Origin of the sequence: Paraburkholderia youngii, assembly GCF_013366925.1 — a bacterium.
GTDB lineage: Bacteria > Pseudomonadota > Gammaproteobacteria > Burkholderiales > Burkholderiaceae > Paraburkholderia > Paraburkholderia youngii.
The window spans coordinates 195979-211351 of the sequence record NZ_JAALDK010000002.1; the positions used below are offsets into that span (position 1 = coordinate 195979).

The 15373-nt window shown below is 64.1% G+C and carries 13 protein-coding genes, 1 tRNA gene and 2 pseudogenes; 12 read left to right on the plus strand and 4 right to left on the minus strand.

What is annotated here, in order from left to right:
* The first annotated feature begins 7 nt into the window (after positions 1-7).
* The 10 genes and pseudogenes from G5S42_RS32160 to G5S42_RS32205 form a co-directional block, all read left to right on the plus strand.
* Entirely contained in the window at positions 8-1063 is a 1056-nt protein-coding gene (locus tag G5S42_RS32160; RefSeq protein ID WP_176110846.1) for a microcin C ABC transporter permease YejB, read from the plus strand.
* Positions 1017-2126: an ABC transporter permease gene (locus G5S42_RS32165; RefSeq protein WP_176110847.1), complete on the plus strand. Its 1110-nt coding sequence runs from the start codon at positions 1017-1019 to the stop codon at positions 2124-2126. The genes G5S42_RS32160 and G5S42_RS32165 overlap by 47 nt, the downstream gene beginning before the upstream one ends.
* The gene (locus tag G5S42_RS32170; RefSeq protein ID WP_176110848.1) at positions 2123-3766 is read left to right on the plus strand and encodes an ABC transporter ATP-binding protein; all 1644 of its coding nucleotides are present in this window, start codon (positions 2123-2125) and stop codon (positions 3764-3766) included. Before G5S42_RS32165 ends, G5S42_RS32170 begins: the two co-directional genes overlap by 4 nt.
* Complete coding sequence (locus tag G5S42_RS32175; protein ID WP_176110849.1) at positions 3763-5199, plus strand: TldD/PmbA family protein; 1437 nt, start codon at positions 3763-3765, stop codon at positions 5197-5199. The genes G5S42_RS32170 and G5S42_RS32175 overlap by 4 nt, the downstream gene beginning before the upstream one ends.
* On the plus strand, positions 5199-6560 hold the full coding sequence (locus tag G5S42_RS32180; protein WP_176110850.1) for a TldD/PmbA family protein: 1362 nt from the start codon (positions 5199-5201) through the stop codon (positions 6558-6560). Before G5S42_RS32175 ends, G5S42_RS32180 begins: the two co-directional genes overlap by 1 nt.
* Before the next feature lie 70 nt (positions 6561-6630).
* Positions 6631-7170, plus strand: a complete 540-nt coding sequence (locus G5S42_RS32185) for a GNAT family N-acetyltransferase (RefSeq protein ID WP_176110851.1) — start codon at positions 6631-6633, stop codon at positions 7168-7170.
* A 6-nt stretch (positions 7171-7176) separates the two neighbouring features.
* Positions 7177-7761, plus strand: a complete 585-nt coding sequence (locus G5S42_RS32190) for a GNAT family N-acetyltransferase (RefSeq protein WP_176110852.1) — start codon at positions 7177-7179, stop codon at positions 7759-7761.
* A 15-nt stretch (positions 7762-7776) separates the two neighbouring features.
* On the plus strand, positions 7777-10962 hold the full coding sequence (locus G5S42_RS32195) for a multidrug efflux RND transporter permease subunit (protein ID WP_176110853.1): 3186 nt from the start codon (positions 7777-7779) through the stop codon (positions 10960-10962).
* A gap of 126 nt (positions 10963-11088) precedes the next feature.
* Positions 11089-11193, plus strand: a pseudogene (locus G5S42_RS44550) (PDDEXK nuclease domain-containing protein); the annotation flags it as partial.
* Positions 11194-11287: 94 nt separating this feature from the next.
* Positions 11288-11794: pseudogene (locus G5S42_RS32205) on the plus strand (TCP-1/cpn60 chaperonin family protein); the annotation flags it as partial.
* 68 nt (positions 11795-11862) lie between these two features.
* Here the strand turns inward: G5S42_RS32205 and G5S42_RS32210 are convergent.
* The 4 genes from G5S42_RS32210 to G5S42_RS32225 form a co-directional block, all read right to left on the minus strand.
* Positions 11863-11935, minus strand: a tRNA-Lys gene (locus G5S42_RS32210).
* 42 nt (positions 11936-11977) lie between these two features.
* Positions 11978-12541: an Hsp20/alpha crystallin family protein gene (locus tag G5S42_RS32215; protein ID WP_176110854.1), complete on the minus strand. Its 564-nt coding sequence runs from the start codon at positions 12539-12541 to the stop codon at positions 11978-11980.
* A 148-nt stretch (positions 12542-12689) separates the two neighbouring features.
* Complete coding sequence (locus tag G5S42_RS32220) at positions 12690-13097, minus strand: Hsp20/alpha crystallin family protein (protein ID WP_176110855.1); 408 nt, start codon at positions 13095-13097, stop codon at positions 12690-12692.
* Between the two features lie 15 nt (positions 13098-13112).
* Entirely contained in the window at positions 13113-13553 is a 441-nt protein-coding gene (locus G5S42_RS32225) for an Hsp20/alpha crystallin family protein (protein WP_176110856.1), read from the minus strand.
* Between the two features lie 247 nt (positions 13554-13800).
* Here G5S42_RS32225 and G5S42_RS32230 point away from each other — a divergent pair, with 247 nt between their 5' ends.
* Both G5S42_RS32230 and G5S42_RS32235 read left to right on the plus strand, forming a co-directional pair.
* Positions 13801-14184 carry a hypothetical protein gene (locus tag G5S42_RS32230; protein ID WP_013093386.1) on the plus strand — a complete coding sequence of 128 codons (384 nt, stop codon included), beginning with the start codon at positions 13801-13803 and terminating at the stop codon, positions 14182-14184.
* A gap of 676 nt (positions 14185-14860) precedes the next feature.
* Positions 14861-15094, plus strand: a complete 234-nt coding sequence (locus G5S42_RS32235) for a hypothetical protein (RefSeq protein WP_312883659.1) — start codon at positions 14861-14863, stop codon at positions 15092-15094.
* Positions 15095-15373: the final 279 nt, after the last annotated feature.

The window sequence follows — 15373 nt, forward strand, 5'->3', positions numbered from 1 at the left end:
GAGCGTCATGTTCGCCTACATTCTCAAACGTCTGCTGTTGATGGTGCCGACGATCATCGGTGTCGTCACGCTGACTTTCGTCGTGACCCAGTTCGTGCCGGGCGGGCCGGTGGAGCAGATGGTGACCCAGCTTCGTCACGGCCAGTCGCGCCAGGGTGCGGACGGCGGTGGCGGCGGCAGCGGCTATCACGGCAACCAGGGCCTCGACCCGCAGCAGATCGAGCAGATCAAGAAGCAATTCGGTTTCGACAAGCCGGCGCACACGCGTTACCTGCTGATCTTGAAGAGTTACGCGACGTTCGATCTCGGCCAGTCGTACTTCCAGCACAAGAGCGTGTGGGAGGTCATCCGCAGCAAGTTGCCAGTCTCCATTTCGCTCGGGCTCTGGACCGTGATGCTGACATACGCCGTGTCAGTGCCGCTCGGCATCGCCAAAGCCGTGCGCAACGGCTCGCGCTTCGATGCGGTGACGAGCGTACTCGTCCTCGTCGGTTACGCGATTCCGGGATTCGTGCTCGGTGTGCTGTTGCTGATGCTGTTCGGCGGCGGCTCGTTCTGGCAGCTTTTTCCGATGCGCGGACTCACGTCCGACGACTTCTCCGATCTGTCCGCCGTGGGCAAGGTGCTCGATTACGTCTGGCACATGGTGCTGCCCGTGACGGCGTCCGTGGTCGGCAACTTCGCGATCGTAACGATACTGACGAAGAACACGTTTCTCGAAGAGATCGGCCGGCAATATGTACTGACGGCGCGCGCCAAAGGCGCGCCCGAGCGCGACGTGTTGTGGAAGCACGTGCTGCGCAACGCCGCCATTCCGCTGTTGACGGGCCTGCCCGCTGCGTTCGTCGGCGCGTTCCTGAACGGCAACCTGCTGATCGAGACGCTGTTCTCGCTCGACGGCATGGGCCAGCTGTCTTACGACTCGGTGATTCGCCGTGACTACCCCGTGGTGCTCGGCTCGCTGTTTCTTTTCACCCTGATCGGCCTTTTAACCAAACTCATTGCTGATGTCTGCTATGTCATCGTCGACCCCCGCATCCAATTCGACAGCGTGGACCGCTGAGCCGCCCGCGGCGCCGGCCGCGCCAGTCTCGCCGTGGCGACGCACGTGGCTGCGCTTCAAAAGCCAGAAGCTCGGCTACTGGAGCCTGATCGTGTTCGTCGCGCTGTTCGTCGTCAGCCTGGCCGGCGAACTGATCGCCAACGACAAGCCGCTCATCGTGCGCTACGACGGACACTACTACTTCCCGATCCTGAAGGAGTATCCGGAGACGCAGTTCGGGGGCGACTTCCCCGCGAAGACGAACTATCTCGATCCGTATATCCGCTCCCGCCTGGAGGCAAACGGGAATTTCGCGGTCTACGCGCCGAACCACAACTATTACGACACGATCGACTATTTCGCCGAGCGGCCGTTTCCGGCGCCGCCGAGCGCCGCGAACTGGCTCGGTACCGATCAGTTCGGGCGTGACGTGCTCGCGCGGCTGCTCTATGGATTTCGGGTGTCGGTGCTGATGGCGATCGCGCTGACCTTGTCAGGCGTGTTCTTTGGCGTGTTGACGGGTGCGCTGCAGGGCTTCTACGGTGGACGAACCGACCTCATCGGGCAGCGTCTGATCGAGATCTGGTCGTCGATGCCGGACCTCTATCTGCTCATCATCTTCGCGTCGATCTTCGAGCCGACGCTTTGGCTGCTGTTCATCCTGCTGTCGATGTTCGGCTGGCTGCTGTTGTCCGACTACGTGCGCGCCGAATTCCTGCGCAACCGCGCGCTCGATTATGTGAAGGCCGCGCGCACGATGGGACTCTCGAACTGGCAGATCATCTGGCGTCACATATTGCCGAACAGCCTGACACCGGTCATCACGTTCCTGCCGTTTCGCATGAGCGCGGCGATCCTTTCCCTGACGAGCCTCGACTTTCTCGGCCTCGGCGTTCCGCCGCCTACCCCGAGCCTCGGCGAACTGTTGCAGGAGGGCAAGAACAATCTCGACGCCTGGTGGATCTCGGTATCGGTGTTCTCTGCGCTCGTCGCCACGCTGCTGCTCCTGACGTTCATGGGCGACGCACTGCGCAACGCGCTCGATACCCGCAACCGCGGCTCGGCGTTCGGAGGTGGGAAATGAGCGAAAACTGCAAACCTCTGCTCAGCATCGAAGATTTCTGCGTCTCGTTCGGCGACAGGCAATGCGTGTTCGACGTCAACCTTGCGATCGGCCGTGGCGAGCGTGTCGCGCTCGTCGGCGAATCGGGCTCGGGCAAGAGCGTGACGGCGCTGTCGGTCCTGCGCCTCGTGCGCGATGCGACGCACACGGGCCGCATCGTCTTCAATGGAGAGGACCTGCTGACGAAGAGCGAACAGCAGATGCGCGGTGTACGCGGCGCCGATATCGCGATGGTGTTTCAGGAGCCGATGACGGCGCTCAATCCGCTCTATACGGTGGGCCAGCAGATCGCGGAGAGCCTGCGGCTGCACGAGGGGCTGCGCCCGAACGCGGCGCGCGAGCGCGGCATCGAGTTGCTGCGCCGTACGGGCATTCCCGAGCCCGAACGCCGCATCGACAGCTACCCGCACCAGCTCTCGGGGGGCCAGCGCCAGCGCGCGATGATCGCGATGGCGCTCGCGTGCCGTCCGCGCCTGCTGCTGGCCGACGAGCCGACCACGGCGCTCGACGTGACAGTGCGCCAACAAATCGTCGACCTGCTGATCGGCTTGCAGGAGCAGGAGGCGCAAGAGCGCGGCATGGCCGTGCTGTTGATCACGCATGACCTGAACCTGGTGCGGCGGTTCGCGCAGCGCGTCGCCGTCATGGAGAAGGGCGTGCTCGTCGAAACGAATACGACGGAGGCGCTGTTCGCGAATCCGCAGCATCCCTATACGAAGCGATTGCTCGACAGTGAGCCGCGTCGCGCAATCGAGAGCGTGCCTGACGATGCGCAGAACGTGCTGTCGATCGAGGGGCTCGCGGTCGACTATCGAACGAACGCGAAAGGCTGGCGGTCGTTGCTCGGCAGGACGGCGTTCCGCGCGCTGCACGAAGTCGACCTCACGCTGCGCCGCGGCGAGACGCTCGGCATCGTGGGGGAATCTGGCTCCGGCAAGTCGACGCTCGCATCGACCGTGCTCGGCTTGCAACGGCCAGCAACTGGCGACGTCAAGGTGGCCGGCAAGTCGCTGCGCGAATACCGCTCGTCGAGCAAGGCCTGGCGTGCACTGTGCGCGCGCATGCAGGTGGTGTTCCAGGATCCGTTTGGCTCGCTTTCGCCGCGCATGACGATCGAGCAGATCGTCGGCGAGGGATTGCGGGTTCATCGTCCGCGGCTCGATGCGGCGGAACGCCGGGCGCGTATCGTCGAGCTGCTCCAGGAGGTCGGTTTGCCCGCCGACGTGCTGCCGCGTTATCCGCACGAATTCTCGGGCGGTCAGAGACAACGGATCGCGATTGCCCGCGCGCTTGCCGTAGAGCCCGAACTGATCGTGCTCGACGAGCCGACGAGTGCGCTCGACGTATCGGTGCAGCAGCAAGTGCTCGGCCTGTTGACGCGTTTGCAGAAAAGGTATGGGCTCAGCTACCTTTTCATCACGCATGATCTCGCCGTGATCCGCGCGATGGCGCATCGCGTGGTCGTCATGAAAGCTGGCCGGATCGTGGAGGCCGGCGACGCGCTCGACGTGTTCGACGCACCTTCGCATCCCTATACCCAGTCGTTGCTCGCGGCGTCGATTCTGCAGAACGCCGCAGCGCTCAAGGAGAACATTGCATGATCGAAGAACTCTGGACATCGGCCGCGCGCGCATTGCGCAGCGATGCCGATTTCTGGTCGGTGCGTTTCGTGGACGAACGCAAGGACGAGCACGTCGTGCGCAACGACGTGGCCTTGCCGCTTTCCACCGCACGCGAGCGCGGCGCGATGGTGACGGCGTGGGCCGGTGCGGGCGCGGGCTATGCGGCGACCGCGGATCTTTCGGCAAGCGGCCTGCAACGCGCGCTCGACATCGCCACCGCACGTGCGCAGGCGAGCGCGGCACACACGCTCATCGACCATCGCGAGATTGCGCGGCCGACGCAAAGCGGCAGCTATGTGTCACCGAATGCACAGGGCGCTCTGCCGTCGCGGCGCGAATGGCTTGAACGGCTCGCGCACGAATGCGCGGCTGCAAACCTGGGCGAGCGCATCGTCGAGCGCGTGGCCGGCATGCAAGTGACGCACTGCGATCAGCTTTACGTGACGAGCGATGGCGTGCGCATCGATCAACAGTTGCGCTTTCTCATGCCGAGCCTTTCGGCAGTCGCGCACGGCGATGGCGACACCCAGGAGCGAACGCTCGCGGGCCACTATGGGACGCTCGCGCAGGGCGGCATGGAAATCCTCGCGCGCTACGGCTTTGACGGCGCGGGTGCGCGCGTGGCCGACGAGGCGCTGCAACTGCTGGCCGCGCCGAACTGTCCCAGCGGCCGCCGCGACCTGCTGCTGATGCCCGACCAGATGATGCTGCAAATTCACGAATCGATTGGCCACCCACTCGAACTCGACCGCATTCTCGGCGACGAGCGCAATTTCGCGGGCTGGAGCTTCGTGAAGCCGGAGATGTTCGGTCACTACCAGTACGGCTCGGAATTGCTGAACGTGACCTTCGATCCGGATGTGCGCGAAGAGGCTGCCGCCTATGCGTTCGACGACGACGGCAGCGCAGCCAGCCGCCAATATCTGATTCGTGCCGGCGTGCTGGAACGGCCGCTCGGCGGCGCGCTGTCACAGCAGCGGGCGGGACTGCCTGGCGTGGCGAACTCGCGCGCATCCAACTGGAACCGGCCGCCCATCGACCGCATGGCGAACCTCAACATTGAACCCGGTGAATCGTCGCTCGACGTGCTGATCGCGGGCATCGAGCATGGCATCCTTATGAAAACCAACACGTCCTGGTCCATCGACGATCATCGCAACAAGTTCCAGTTCGGCTGCGAATTCGGCCAGCTGATCGAGAACGGAAACCTCACGCAGGTCGTCAAGCGTCCGAACTATCGTGGCGTTTCCGCGAGCTTCTGGCGCAGCCTCGCCGCGGTTGGCAATGCATCCACGCGCGAAATCTACGGCACACCAATGTGCGGCAAGGGTGAACCCGCGCAGGTGATCCGTGTGGGTCATGCGTCGCCCGCTTGCGTGTTTTCGAACGTCGAAGTATTCGGAGGCGCGTGATGATCGAGATGCTTTTCCCGCGCGGCGTCGAGGCGATCGACTGGCACGCGCGCTTCATGATGCTCGCCGGCGCGATTGAGCGCCTGCGCCGACCCGGCGAGACCGTGCTTAGTTCGTTTGCGGGCGAGCGGTCGGATTTCATCCGCTTCAACGCGGGCAAGGTGCGGCAAAGCGGTCAGGTGGAGCAGGGGCGCTTGACACTGCGGCTCGTGAACGGCGCGCGTCAGGCGTATTTCACGCTCGACCTGAGCGGCGACACCCACACCGACGTGCGTGACGTGGACAAAGCGCTCGCGGCGCTGCGCGAAAGCCTGCTGGACGCACCCGACGATCCCCATGTGCTGTTCGATAGCACGGCGTGGTCGCGCAGCACGCACCGCAGCGGCAGGCTCCCGCAGCCGCAATCGCTCGTCGAACTCGTCGCGCAGTGTGCGCAGGGTCTCGATTTCGTGGGCTTCTACGCGGGCGGCACGGTCTTGCGCGGCTTCGCCTCGACCTCGGGTAGCCGCGGCTGGTACGAAGTGGAGAATTTCAATTTCAGCTGGTCCCTCTATCAGCCCAACGGGCGCGCGATCAAGACGACCTACGCGGGCGACGCGTGGGACGACGTCGTGTTCGCCGGCAAGGTGAGCGAGGCGGCGGCGCGCTTGCCCGTGTTGCTGCGTACGCCGCGCGTGCTCACGCCGGGCGGCTATCGCGCCTGGCTCGCACCGGCGGCGCTTTCGGAGCTGGTCGAATCGATGGCCTCGAATGGCTTTTCGGCGCGTGCCCAGGCGAACTCGATGAGTCCACTCTACAAGCTCCACACCGGCGCGTCCGCGTTCGACACGCGCGTGGCGTTTGCGGAATCGCTTGAACTTGGCATCGCACCCGGTTTCAACGACGACGGCTATCTACGCGAGAGCGTGCCACTGATAGACGCGGGTCGCAGCGTTGGCCAGCTAACGAGCGCGCGTTCTGCGCGCGAGTGCGGGCTCGAACCGAACGGCGCACTGCCGGAGGAACTGCCCACCTCGCTTGCGATGGTCGGCGGCGACCTCGTCGAGGACGACGTGCTCGCACGCCTCGGTACCGGACTTTATGTCGGCAACCTGTGGTACGTGAACTTCTCGGACCGCATGAATTGTCGACTGACCGGCATGACGCGCTTCGCGACCTTCTGGGTGGAGGACGGCGAGATCGTTGCGCCCGTCGACGCGATGCGCTTCGACGACAGCCTCTATGGCCTCTTTGGCGAACGTCTCGAAGCGCTGGGCGCACGTACGGAACTGCTGCTCTCGGACTCTACGTGGGGACAACGGGCGGCCGGCGGCATGCAACTGCCAGGCGCGCTGGTGAAGTCGTTCGAGCTTGTGTTGTAGCGCGGCGCGCAGGCCAGGTGGTCACGCATTACGCAAGTGCAGCACGACGTAAAACAACAAGGAGGCACAGATGTCGACCGACCCAACTTCGGACCAGGGCGAGCCGCTCACGCTGCGCGCGATTGGCGTGCGCGACGCCAAACAGTTGCACGCGTTGATCTACGCGCCGTCGATGTCGCACGGCGATCCACAAACACCCTTTCGCTCGGTGGAATCCACGCGCGAGTGGATCGAGAAGCGTCCGCCGCAGCACATCGAAATCGGCGCCTGGGTGGGCGAGCAGTTGATCGGCCACGCCCAGATCGAGGTCGGCAGGACTCGTCGGGCTCACGTCGGCGCGATCGGCGTCGGCGTACACGGCGACCGGCGGCGTCGCGGCGTGGCCACACGCCTCGTGGGCGAAGTGATCGATCTGGCCGACAACTGGCTCGGCCTACGTCGGCTCGAACTCAAGGTGTTCGTCGACAACGATGCCGCCATCGCGCTGTATCGCAAGTCCGGCTTCGAGATCGAAGGGCGGCTGCGTGGCTATATGCTGCGCCAGGGCGTCCTTGTCGATGCGTATCTGATGGGGCGCCTGAGCGCGCCACTGCCTCACATTACGGAGTGACGCTCGATGAATCACCATGGTGAAGCCGTGGCGGCCCACGTCGCGTTCGCGAAGACGGTGCGTCTACGCCCTGCCGAACTCGATGATTGCGAGGCGATCGCCGCGCTCATGAACCTGCCTCGTGTGCGGCCCGGCATTCTTTCGCCCGGTTATCGCACCGCCGCATCGCTGCGCGACTGGCTCGAGAATCTCGCAGCGAATTCGATGATAGTCCTCGCCGAATGTGAAGGGCGTTTGATCGGACAGGCTGGACTCATGGTGCACACGGGGCGGCGCGCGCACAGCGCTTCGCTTGGCATCGCGGTGCACGACGCGTATCACGGCTGCGGCGTGGGCTCGCTGCTACTCGGTGCGCTACTCGAAGCCGCCGACAATGCGCTCGGCCTGCGCCGCATCGAGCTCAGCGTATTCGCGGACAATGCCCCGGCGATCGCGCTGTACCAGAAGTTCGGCTTCGTGATGGAAGCGCGCGCCCGGGCCGACGCTGTACGCGACGGTGCGCTGCACGACGTCTTCCATATGGCGCGCATCGCCAGCGCGCCCGAATTCGGTCCGGCGCAAGTGCCCACGGATTCCACGGCAGCCCTCTGACCCAGGACCCCACAGGTGCCCTTCTTCTTCATCGACAGACCGGTTTTCGCGTGGGTGATCGCGTTCGCCGTGATGGTGGCCGGTGCGCTTGCCATCACGCAGTTGCCAGTCTCGCAGTATCCGCGCCTTGCGCCGCCGCGCGTCGTCATCTCCGCGACTTACCCCGGCGCGACAGCCGAGCAGATCGACAGCGACGTCGCGAGCCTGATCGAGCAGAGCCTCGACGGCGCAGACGGGCTTTCGCACTACGAGACGACGAGCGACGCGCTCGGCGAGCTCGAGATCGATGTCATGTTCACGCCCGGCACGAATCCCGACCTGGCCATGGTCGACGTGCAGAACCGCCTGAAGCAAGTCGAACCGCGTTTGCCGCAGCAGGTCGTGCAGCAGGGCATCAGTGTCTTCAACGCGGCGAACACGTTCCTCATGCTCGTCACGCTGGTGTCGACCGACGGCACACGCGATTCCACGACATTGAGCGACTATCTGAACCGTTATCTGCTGCGCGAACTGAAACGCACGCCAGGCGTCGGCTCGGCTGAACTGTGGGACGCTGACGAAGCGATGCGTATCTGGCTCGATCCGGTGAAGCTGCGCGAATACAGCCTGTCGCCCGCCGACGTCAGCGCCGCGGTCCGTGCGCAGAGTTCGAGCGTCACGGCGGGCGCGATCGGCGATGCGCCAGCCACGGCCGGGCAGGCGCTGACCGCGTCCGTCAACGTGCATGGGCAGTTGCGCACACCGGCCGAGTTTGCCGCGGTCGTGCTGAAGGCGCAGCCGGGCGGGGGCGTGGTGCGGCTTGGCGACGTGGCCCGCGTCGAGGTTGGGCGCGACAGCTATACCTTCTGGTCACGCCTGAACGGCCATTCGGCCGCGACCGTCGGCATCCAGCTCGGGCCGCTCGGCAACGCGCTCGCCACATCCAACGCGATCCGCGCGCGCATCGACGCATTGTCGAAGACCTTGCCAGCGGGCATCGACGTGCGGATTCCCTACGACGGCGCGCACTTCGTCAAGATTGCCATCAAGGAGGTCGTCCTGACGCTCTGCGAGGCGATCGTCCTCGTCTTCTGCGTGATGTGGCTGTTCCTGCGCGAACTGCGCTACGCGCTCGTGCCGACCGTCGTGATTCCCGTCACGCTGCTGGGCTCGTTCCTCGCCATGCACGCGTTCGGCCTCTCGATCAACGTCTTCACGTTATTCGGGCTCGTGCTTGCGATCGGCATTCTCGTCGATGACGCGATCGTCGTCGTGGAAAACGTCGAACGGATCATGCACGAGGAGGGACTGGCGCCGCGCGAAGCGACGCGCAAGGCGATGCGGCAGATCGGCGGCGCAATCGGCGGCGTGACGGCCGTGCTCATTGCCGTCTTCCTGCCGATGGCGTTTTTCAGCGGCGGCGTGGGCGGAATCTACCGGCAGTTCTCGATCGCGATGATCTCGGCGATTCTGGTCTCGGCGTTCATGGCGCTTTCGCTCGCACCTGCACTCTGCGCGAATCTCCTCGAGCCGCCGCGGGACCATAACGCTTTGCGCGGCGGTGTCGCCGCGCGCTGGCTTGCGAAGTTCTCCTCGGGCTTCGATGGGGCGACGCGTCGTTACGGCGTCTGGGTGGCGCGATTGCTCGGGCGCTCGAAGCTGGCCTTCGCCGTGCATCTCGCGCTGATCAGTGCGGCGGCGCTGCTCTACGCGGCGATGCCCGGGGGCTTCTTGCCGACGGAAGACCAGGGGCAGCTTCAGGTGATGGTGCAGCTGCCGTCCGGTGCTTCGCAGGAGCGGACCTTCGCGGTGCTGCGCCAGGTTGAATCGATCCTGCACAAGGAGCCCGCCGTCGAAAACGTGACCTCGGTGATCGGCTGGAGTTTCGCGGGCAGCGGGCAGAACGTCGGCATGGCCTTCGTGTCGCTGAAAGACTGGGAACGACGCAATGTCAATGCAGTGACATTGCGCGAAAGACTGAACCGCGAATTCGCCAGGATCCTCGACGGCGAAGTGTTCGCGCAGTTGCCGCCATCGGTGCCCGGGCTCGGCCACGCCGACGGTTTTACGTTCCATCTCGAAGATCGCGGCGGCGTGGGCAAGGAGGTGCTGGACGCGGCGCGCGAGCGCCTGATCGAACTCGCGAAGCAAAGCCGCATGCTGGCCGACGTGCACTCGGAGACGCTGCCTGACGCGCCGCGCGTAACCGTCGAGGTCGACCGCATGAAGGCCTATGCGATGGACGTGTCGTTCGATGCCATCGCCAACGTACTCGGCGCGACGTTTGGCACGTCGTACATCGCCGATTACCCAGCGGGGGGACGCATGCTGCGCGTGCTCGTCGGCGGCGATGCTGCGACCCGGATGACGGACACCGATCTGCTCGCGCTCACGGTGCGCAACCAGGCGGGCAAGATGGTGCCGTTCTCGGCTTTCGCGTCGCTGCGCTGGGCGCGCGGGCCGAGCGTCCTGACGCGTTATAACGGCTACCCGGCGCTCGACGTGACGGGCCGCGCCGCGAACGGTTACAGCTCCGGTGCCGCGATGGCCGAAATGGAGCGGCTCGCGGCCCAGTTGCCCGAAGGTATCGGGTTCGAGTGGGCCGACGTGTCACTCGCCGAGACGCAGGCGGCGCAACAAACGCCGCAGTTGCTGGCGTTGTCGCTTCTCGCCGTGTTCATGGCGCTCGCGGCGCTTTACGAAAGCTGGACGATTCCGTTGTCGGTGCTGGTTGTCGTGCCGCTCGGCATCATCGGCGCGGTTGCAGCGATGTTCTTGCGCGGCTTGCCGAACGATATCTACTTCAAGATCGGCGTGGTGACGGTCATCGGCCTCGCGGGCAAGAATGCGATTCTGATCGTGCAGTTCGCGCGCGATCTGCATGCGCGCGGAGAGGGTCTCGCCGATGCGATCGTCGAGGCGTGCACGATGCGCTTTCGACCGATCGTCATGACATCGGCGGCATTTCTAGTCGGTGTCGTGCCGCTTGTGTTCTCGACGGGCGGTGGCGCTGAAAGCCGCCACTCGATTGGCACGGGTGTGTTCGGTGGCATGATCGTCGCAACAATACTTGGGTTGATGTTTACGCCGGTCTCGTTCTATGTCTGCACGCGGGGCATGCGCAGGCGGCGTCGTGCAGAGGGCACGTCGGCGTGGAAACGGCGCACGCTGGAGGCCGCGCTCGATCGCGCCGTCACGGCGGAGGTGAAGCAGGGCGATTAGGGCAGTTATGCGAAATCGAGTGCAGTGGGCGACCAGACCCTTGTGCCTTTCCCGACATGCGCGGATTCTCCTCGCGCAACCTGAAATACATGCGCGCGCTGGCGCAAGCTTTTCCGCAGCCGGAACTTGTGCAAAAGCCCGTTACGCAAAATTCCGTGGTCGCACGTCGTCACGCTGCTCGACAAGCTCGACGACGGCGCCCAGCGGCTCTGGTACGCAGAAAAATCGCTCGAGCACGGCTGGTCGCGCAGCGTGCTGATGATGCAGATCGAGACGGTGGCACATGCGCGTGCTGGCAGCGCCGTCACGAATTTCGCCGACCGGCAAGGCCCCCGGCTTCGGCGATCGCCGCAAGGCCATGCTCGAGGACATCGCCGTGCTCACCGGCGCGACTGTGATCTCGGAAGAAATGGGCAAGCAACTTCAGAACGCAACACTCGAGGACTTGGGGCGCGCCAAGCGCGTGGAAGTTCGCAAGGGCGACACGATCATCATCGACGGCGCAGGCGACGAAAAGCGCATCGAGGCACGCGTGAAGTCGATACGTGCGCAGATCGAGGAAGCGACTAGTGACCACGATCGGGAGAAACTGCAGGAGCGCGTTGCAAAGCTCGCAGGCGGCGTGGCCGTGATCAAGGTCGGGGCGGCGACCGAGGTCGAGATGAAGGAAAAGAAAGACGGCGTCGATGACGCGCTGCACGCGACCCGCGCGGCAGTGGAGCAGAACGCCGCGTCGATTGCCGGACTGATCCTGACGACGGATGCAACGGTGGCTGAAGCGCCGAAGGACGAAAAGCCGGCGCAGGCTAGCGCGCCGGAACTGGAGTATTAACCTCCTTCGGCTCCGCTCCGCTCCGCACCGGTCAGCGAGGCTGCCCGGTGCATTTGCTTCATGGCATGTGGGTCGTACTGGATTCGAACCAGTGACCAACGGATTAAAAGTCCGCTGCTCTACCAGCTGAGCTAACGACCCAATCCTCTCCTTTTCGCCGTTATAGCGCTTTGGACGCTCGCCCTAACTGATATCGATCGTGCGACTCGTGGACGGTGCCGGCTCCGTTTTCGGCACGGTCAACGTGAGCACGCCGTTGTCGAATTTCGCAAGCGCGCGACCGGGATCGGCGTATTCCGGCATCGGGATCGTGCGTACGAAGCGTCCATGAGCACGCTCCAGCCGATAGCAGCCGTTTTCCTCACTGTGCACGTCCTGCTTTTTCTCACCGCGCAGCACGATCGCGCCGTCCTCGACGCTTGCCCTCACGTCTTCGCGCTCCATCCCGGGCAGTTCTGCGGTGACGCGCAGCACCGGTCCCTCGTCGACAACGTCGATGCGCGGCTGGAAGCGCGATGAACTGAAGTCGCCGAACCATCGTTCGAGCGCGCCGCGGCCAGCAAACGGGTCGTGAAAGAACTCTTCCACTGCGCGCCACGGCTCGCGGGAGAACAGTCGCGGAATGTCGGGCCATGCGCTGCGCCACTGTTCGCCGGCGGGCGTGCTCTCCGGGTTGTCCGCATCGGTTTTTCGCAGAGTCCCGCGAAGGAACTTGAAGGGGTTCCACTTCTTCGGATCGCTGTTCATCGTTTCCTCCTCTGTGATCTGTCAGAGCGAACAGGATTGCGTTCCTGCGTCACGGCGCGATCAGGACCCGGGCCTGCGCTGTCGGAGGGTGGCAGCCAGGCCGCCGCCACCTCGCGTGCTGCCTGGCGTTGCCGCCGACGCGCTGGCTTCAGCCCGTACGCACTTCGATCCGCCGCGGACGCGCTTCGTCGCGGCGCGGGATCGTGAGCTTCAGTACGCCGTCCTTCAGGCTCGCCTCGATCTTGGACGTATCGAAGTCCGGGGAGAGCGTGAAGGTTCGCGCAAAGCGTGGCTCACGGATCTCGGCATGCTGCAGCCGCAGATTTGCCGGTGTCGGCACGACCGCCTCTGCCTCGATGGCGAGATTGCCGTCATGAACCCGCACATCGAGCTTCTCTTTGGTGACTCCCGGCAGGTCCGCCCACAACGTGACGCCCTGGGTGTCCTCGTAGATATCGACAGCGGGAGTGATCGTCATCCGCCGCGCGGACGACCCGCTTTCGCTGCGCGTCACCGCGGACGGTTCGCGCTTGCTCAGTTCAGTGGTATCGCTCATTTTCGCCTCCTGGAATTACTGGACGGTGATCGCGCGAGGCTTCGACGATTCGCGCTTGCCGATAGCGATCGACAGGCAGCCATTCTCGTAGCGCGCCTCAACCTTGTCGGGGTCTGCGTTCTCCGGCAGCTCGATGACCCGCCGGAACGGGCCAGTGAAGCGCTCCTGCGCATAGACCCGGCCATCCTCGCCGGTATCCGGTCGCGCTGGCTTGCGCTCACCGCTGATGGTCAGCAGCCCTTTATCGATCGATATGTCGAGTTCGGCCGCATTGACGCCGGGTGCAAACGCGACGATGTGAATCGAGTCGTCGGTGGCGCCAATGTTTACAGGCGGGAGCGAGCCGAGGCGGCTTGCCCGAAGACTGGAGGGGAAAGTACCGAAGAAGTTTGCCATCTGCCGCTGCAGCCGGTCGAACTCGCTGAAGAGGTCAGTGCCAGAGTAAAGATCGCTCATGATGTAGTTCTCCTCAAGTGACGCATGGAGGTGAACCAGCCTACGCGCTCCGGTTCGCCTGCCAGCGTCTGGCAAATAAATCGAAACACGCAGCGTACGATCCTGTGAGCACCGCACGTCTGCCTGAGCGAAACCTAAGATAGGCTCTGCGGCAGATTTTTCAAGGGAAGAGTGCAGGGGCACGCTTGAAATTTTTGAGGCCGGTCCTATTATCGCGAACGAGGCCGTTTGACCACAGGAGGAGGTCATGGAATTCGATACAGATTGGTTGACGCTGGGCCCGCACCGCGTGCGGCTGCGCTCGACGAAGGGCTTCCCGACGGAAGCCATGCGCAAGGCGGTGGAGGTCGTACGCATTGCGGTCGACAGCAACATGAGCGCCCGCGCGCGCCTCGTAGAAGTTGTCTGCCGCCAGGAGAAGATTTACGAAGTCACGATTGGCACAACAGTGGCAAAGGACAAGGCATGTGCGCCACAACTCGAAACTTTTATCGCTGGCGTGCTTGGGCTCCCATCGGACCACATCAACCTGATCGTCACGACGGTGGAACAGTCCGAAGTGGATTTGCACTTTGGCGTGTATGAGAGGATGCTCGCCGAAAAGCTCGGTACGGCGCCGCCAATCCAGTGACACGGCAGGCTCGCAAGCGGAACAACGGTCTGCTGGCACAGCCCCGATAGGCTACCCCTAACTACGGGGTGTGCCAGTGTCTGGTCACGCGGATTCAGACGCCTAAAAGTCTGACGATTTCCCGTGTGGCGCGCGTTGCGATCTGTCTTTACGCGGCGGTGCGGCTGACGCCTTACCTCGGCAGTACCAAGGCATCGGCAGCATTGAAGAACTTGAATTTTTTAGTGAGTTAAACTAATTTATATCCAGCTCAGGCAGTGTGCTGAATCATCCACTAATTGCACACTGCGTGTTTCGATTTGTTTGCCCCGCAGCATGGCAGGCGAACTGGAGCGCGCAAGCCCGTTCTCTTCCTTGCTGCCTATAAGGAGAAGACAATGAGCGACCTTCACCCACGCCCGTACTCCAATCTGTTCGAGCATCTGAACCGCACGACTGCCTCCGTTCTCGACGTTCTACGATCGCTTCGGGAACGCGCTGGTCGCTTGCTCGATGCACAGGTCACCGCGATGCGAACCACGATCCGACGGTGGATCTCGCACATACGCAGGCGCTAGCGCAAAGTGATTGACAAAGCATGCGGCACCGATGCCTTTCACCACAGCGGCGAATGGGACAGGGGCGCCACGCTCGCTTAGCCGTTGGCGCCGCCGAAATTGGTATCAGAACGGTCCTTGTGCATGACGGCCACGGCTGGCCAGAGGCGGACGCAACTTCGGCGGGCGGCTATGCTGCGTTCGTGCAGATCGCGTGTGAAGGCGAGGTCTGCGTTGACTGGCACATGCCGCAGCGTCTAAGGCGCTGGGCCGCGCGTGAGGATGCCGAAGCGCAGGCGATGGACTACGCAGTCCACCTGGTCGAGCGGCGCCCATTCGACGGACCGCCTCCGGATTTCCCGCAGGCCGCCTGATGGCGGCGTAAAACGTGAGCACAGGGACGATCCGTGATCGGCGTCCCGACCATCGCGCGCGAGGGCAGGCAAGCCGGCCGTGCGGCTGCCGTTGCCACGCTACGCGCGCTGCCGCAGTGCATCGACCAGCGCTAATGGGTTGCCGTGCCGGGCCACGCCGCGCCGCTGGTGTGGAGTTGCACATTGTCGGGGCACGCCGACCGCCGCCGCTACCGTATCAGCGTGAAGCGGCACGGCGTGGCATCTCGTTCATGCGTGATTTCTACAAGGGGCTGCGCG

Excerpts from the sequence above, each read along its gene's own strand:
- G5S42_RS32170 (WP_176110848.1), top strand. The coding sequence starts at position 2,123 with ATGAGCGAAAACTGCAAACCTCTGCTCAGCATCGAAGATTTCTGCGTC.
- G5S42_RS32160 (WP_176110846.1), top strand. The coding sequence starts at position 8 with ATGTTCGCCTACATTCTCAAACGTCTGCTGTTGATGGTGCCGACGATC.
- G5S42_RS32180 (WP_176110850.1), top strand. The coding sequence starts at position 5,199 with ATGATCGAGATGCTTTTCCCGCGCGGCGTCGAGGCGATCGACTGGCAC.
- G5S42_RS32225 (WP_176110856.1), bottom strand. The coding sequence starts at position 13,553 with ATGAGCGATCTTTACTCTGGCACTGACCTCTTCAGCGAGTTCGACCGG.
- G5S42_RS32165 (WP_176110847.1), top strand. The coding sequence starts at position 1,017 with ATGTCATCGTCGACCCCCGCATCCAATTCGACAGCGTGGACCGCTGAG.
- G5S42_RS32175 (WP_176110849.1), top strand. The coding sequence starts at position 3,763 with ATGATCGAAGAACTCTGGACATCGGCCGCGCGCGCATTGCGCAGCGAT.
- G5S42_RS32190 (WP_176110852.1), top strand. The coding sequence starts at position 7,177 with ATGAATCACCATGGTGAAGCCGTGGCGGCCCACGTCGCGTTCGCGAAG.
- G5S42_RS32220 (WP_176110855.1), bottom strand. The coding sequence starts at position 13,097 with ATGAGCGATACCACTGAACTGAGCAAGCGCGAACCGTCCGCGGTGACG.
- G5S42_RS32185 (WP_176110851.1), top strand. The coding sequence starts at position 6,631 with ATGTCGACCGACCCAACTTCGGACCAGGGCGAGCCGCTCACGCTGCGC.
- G5S42_RS32230 (WP_013093386.1), top strand. The coding sequence starts at position 13,801 with ATGGAATTCGATACAGATTGGTTGACGCTGGGCCCGCACCGCGTGCGG.
- G5S42_RS32215 (WP_176110854.1), bottom strand. The coding sequence starts at position 12,541 with ATGAACAGCGATCCGAAGAAGTGGAACCCCTTCAAGTTCCTTCGCGGG.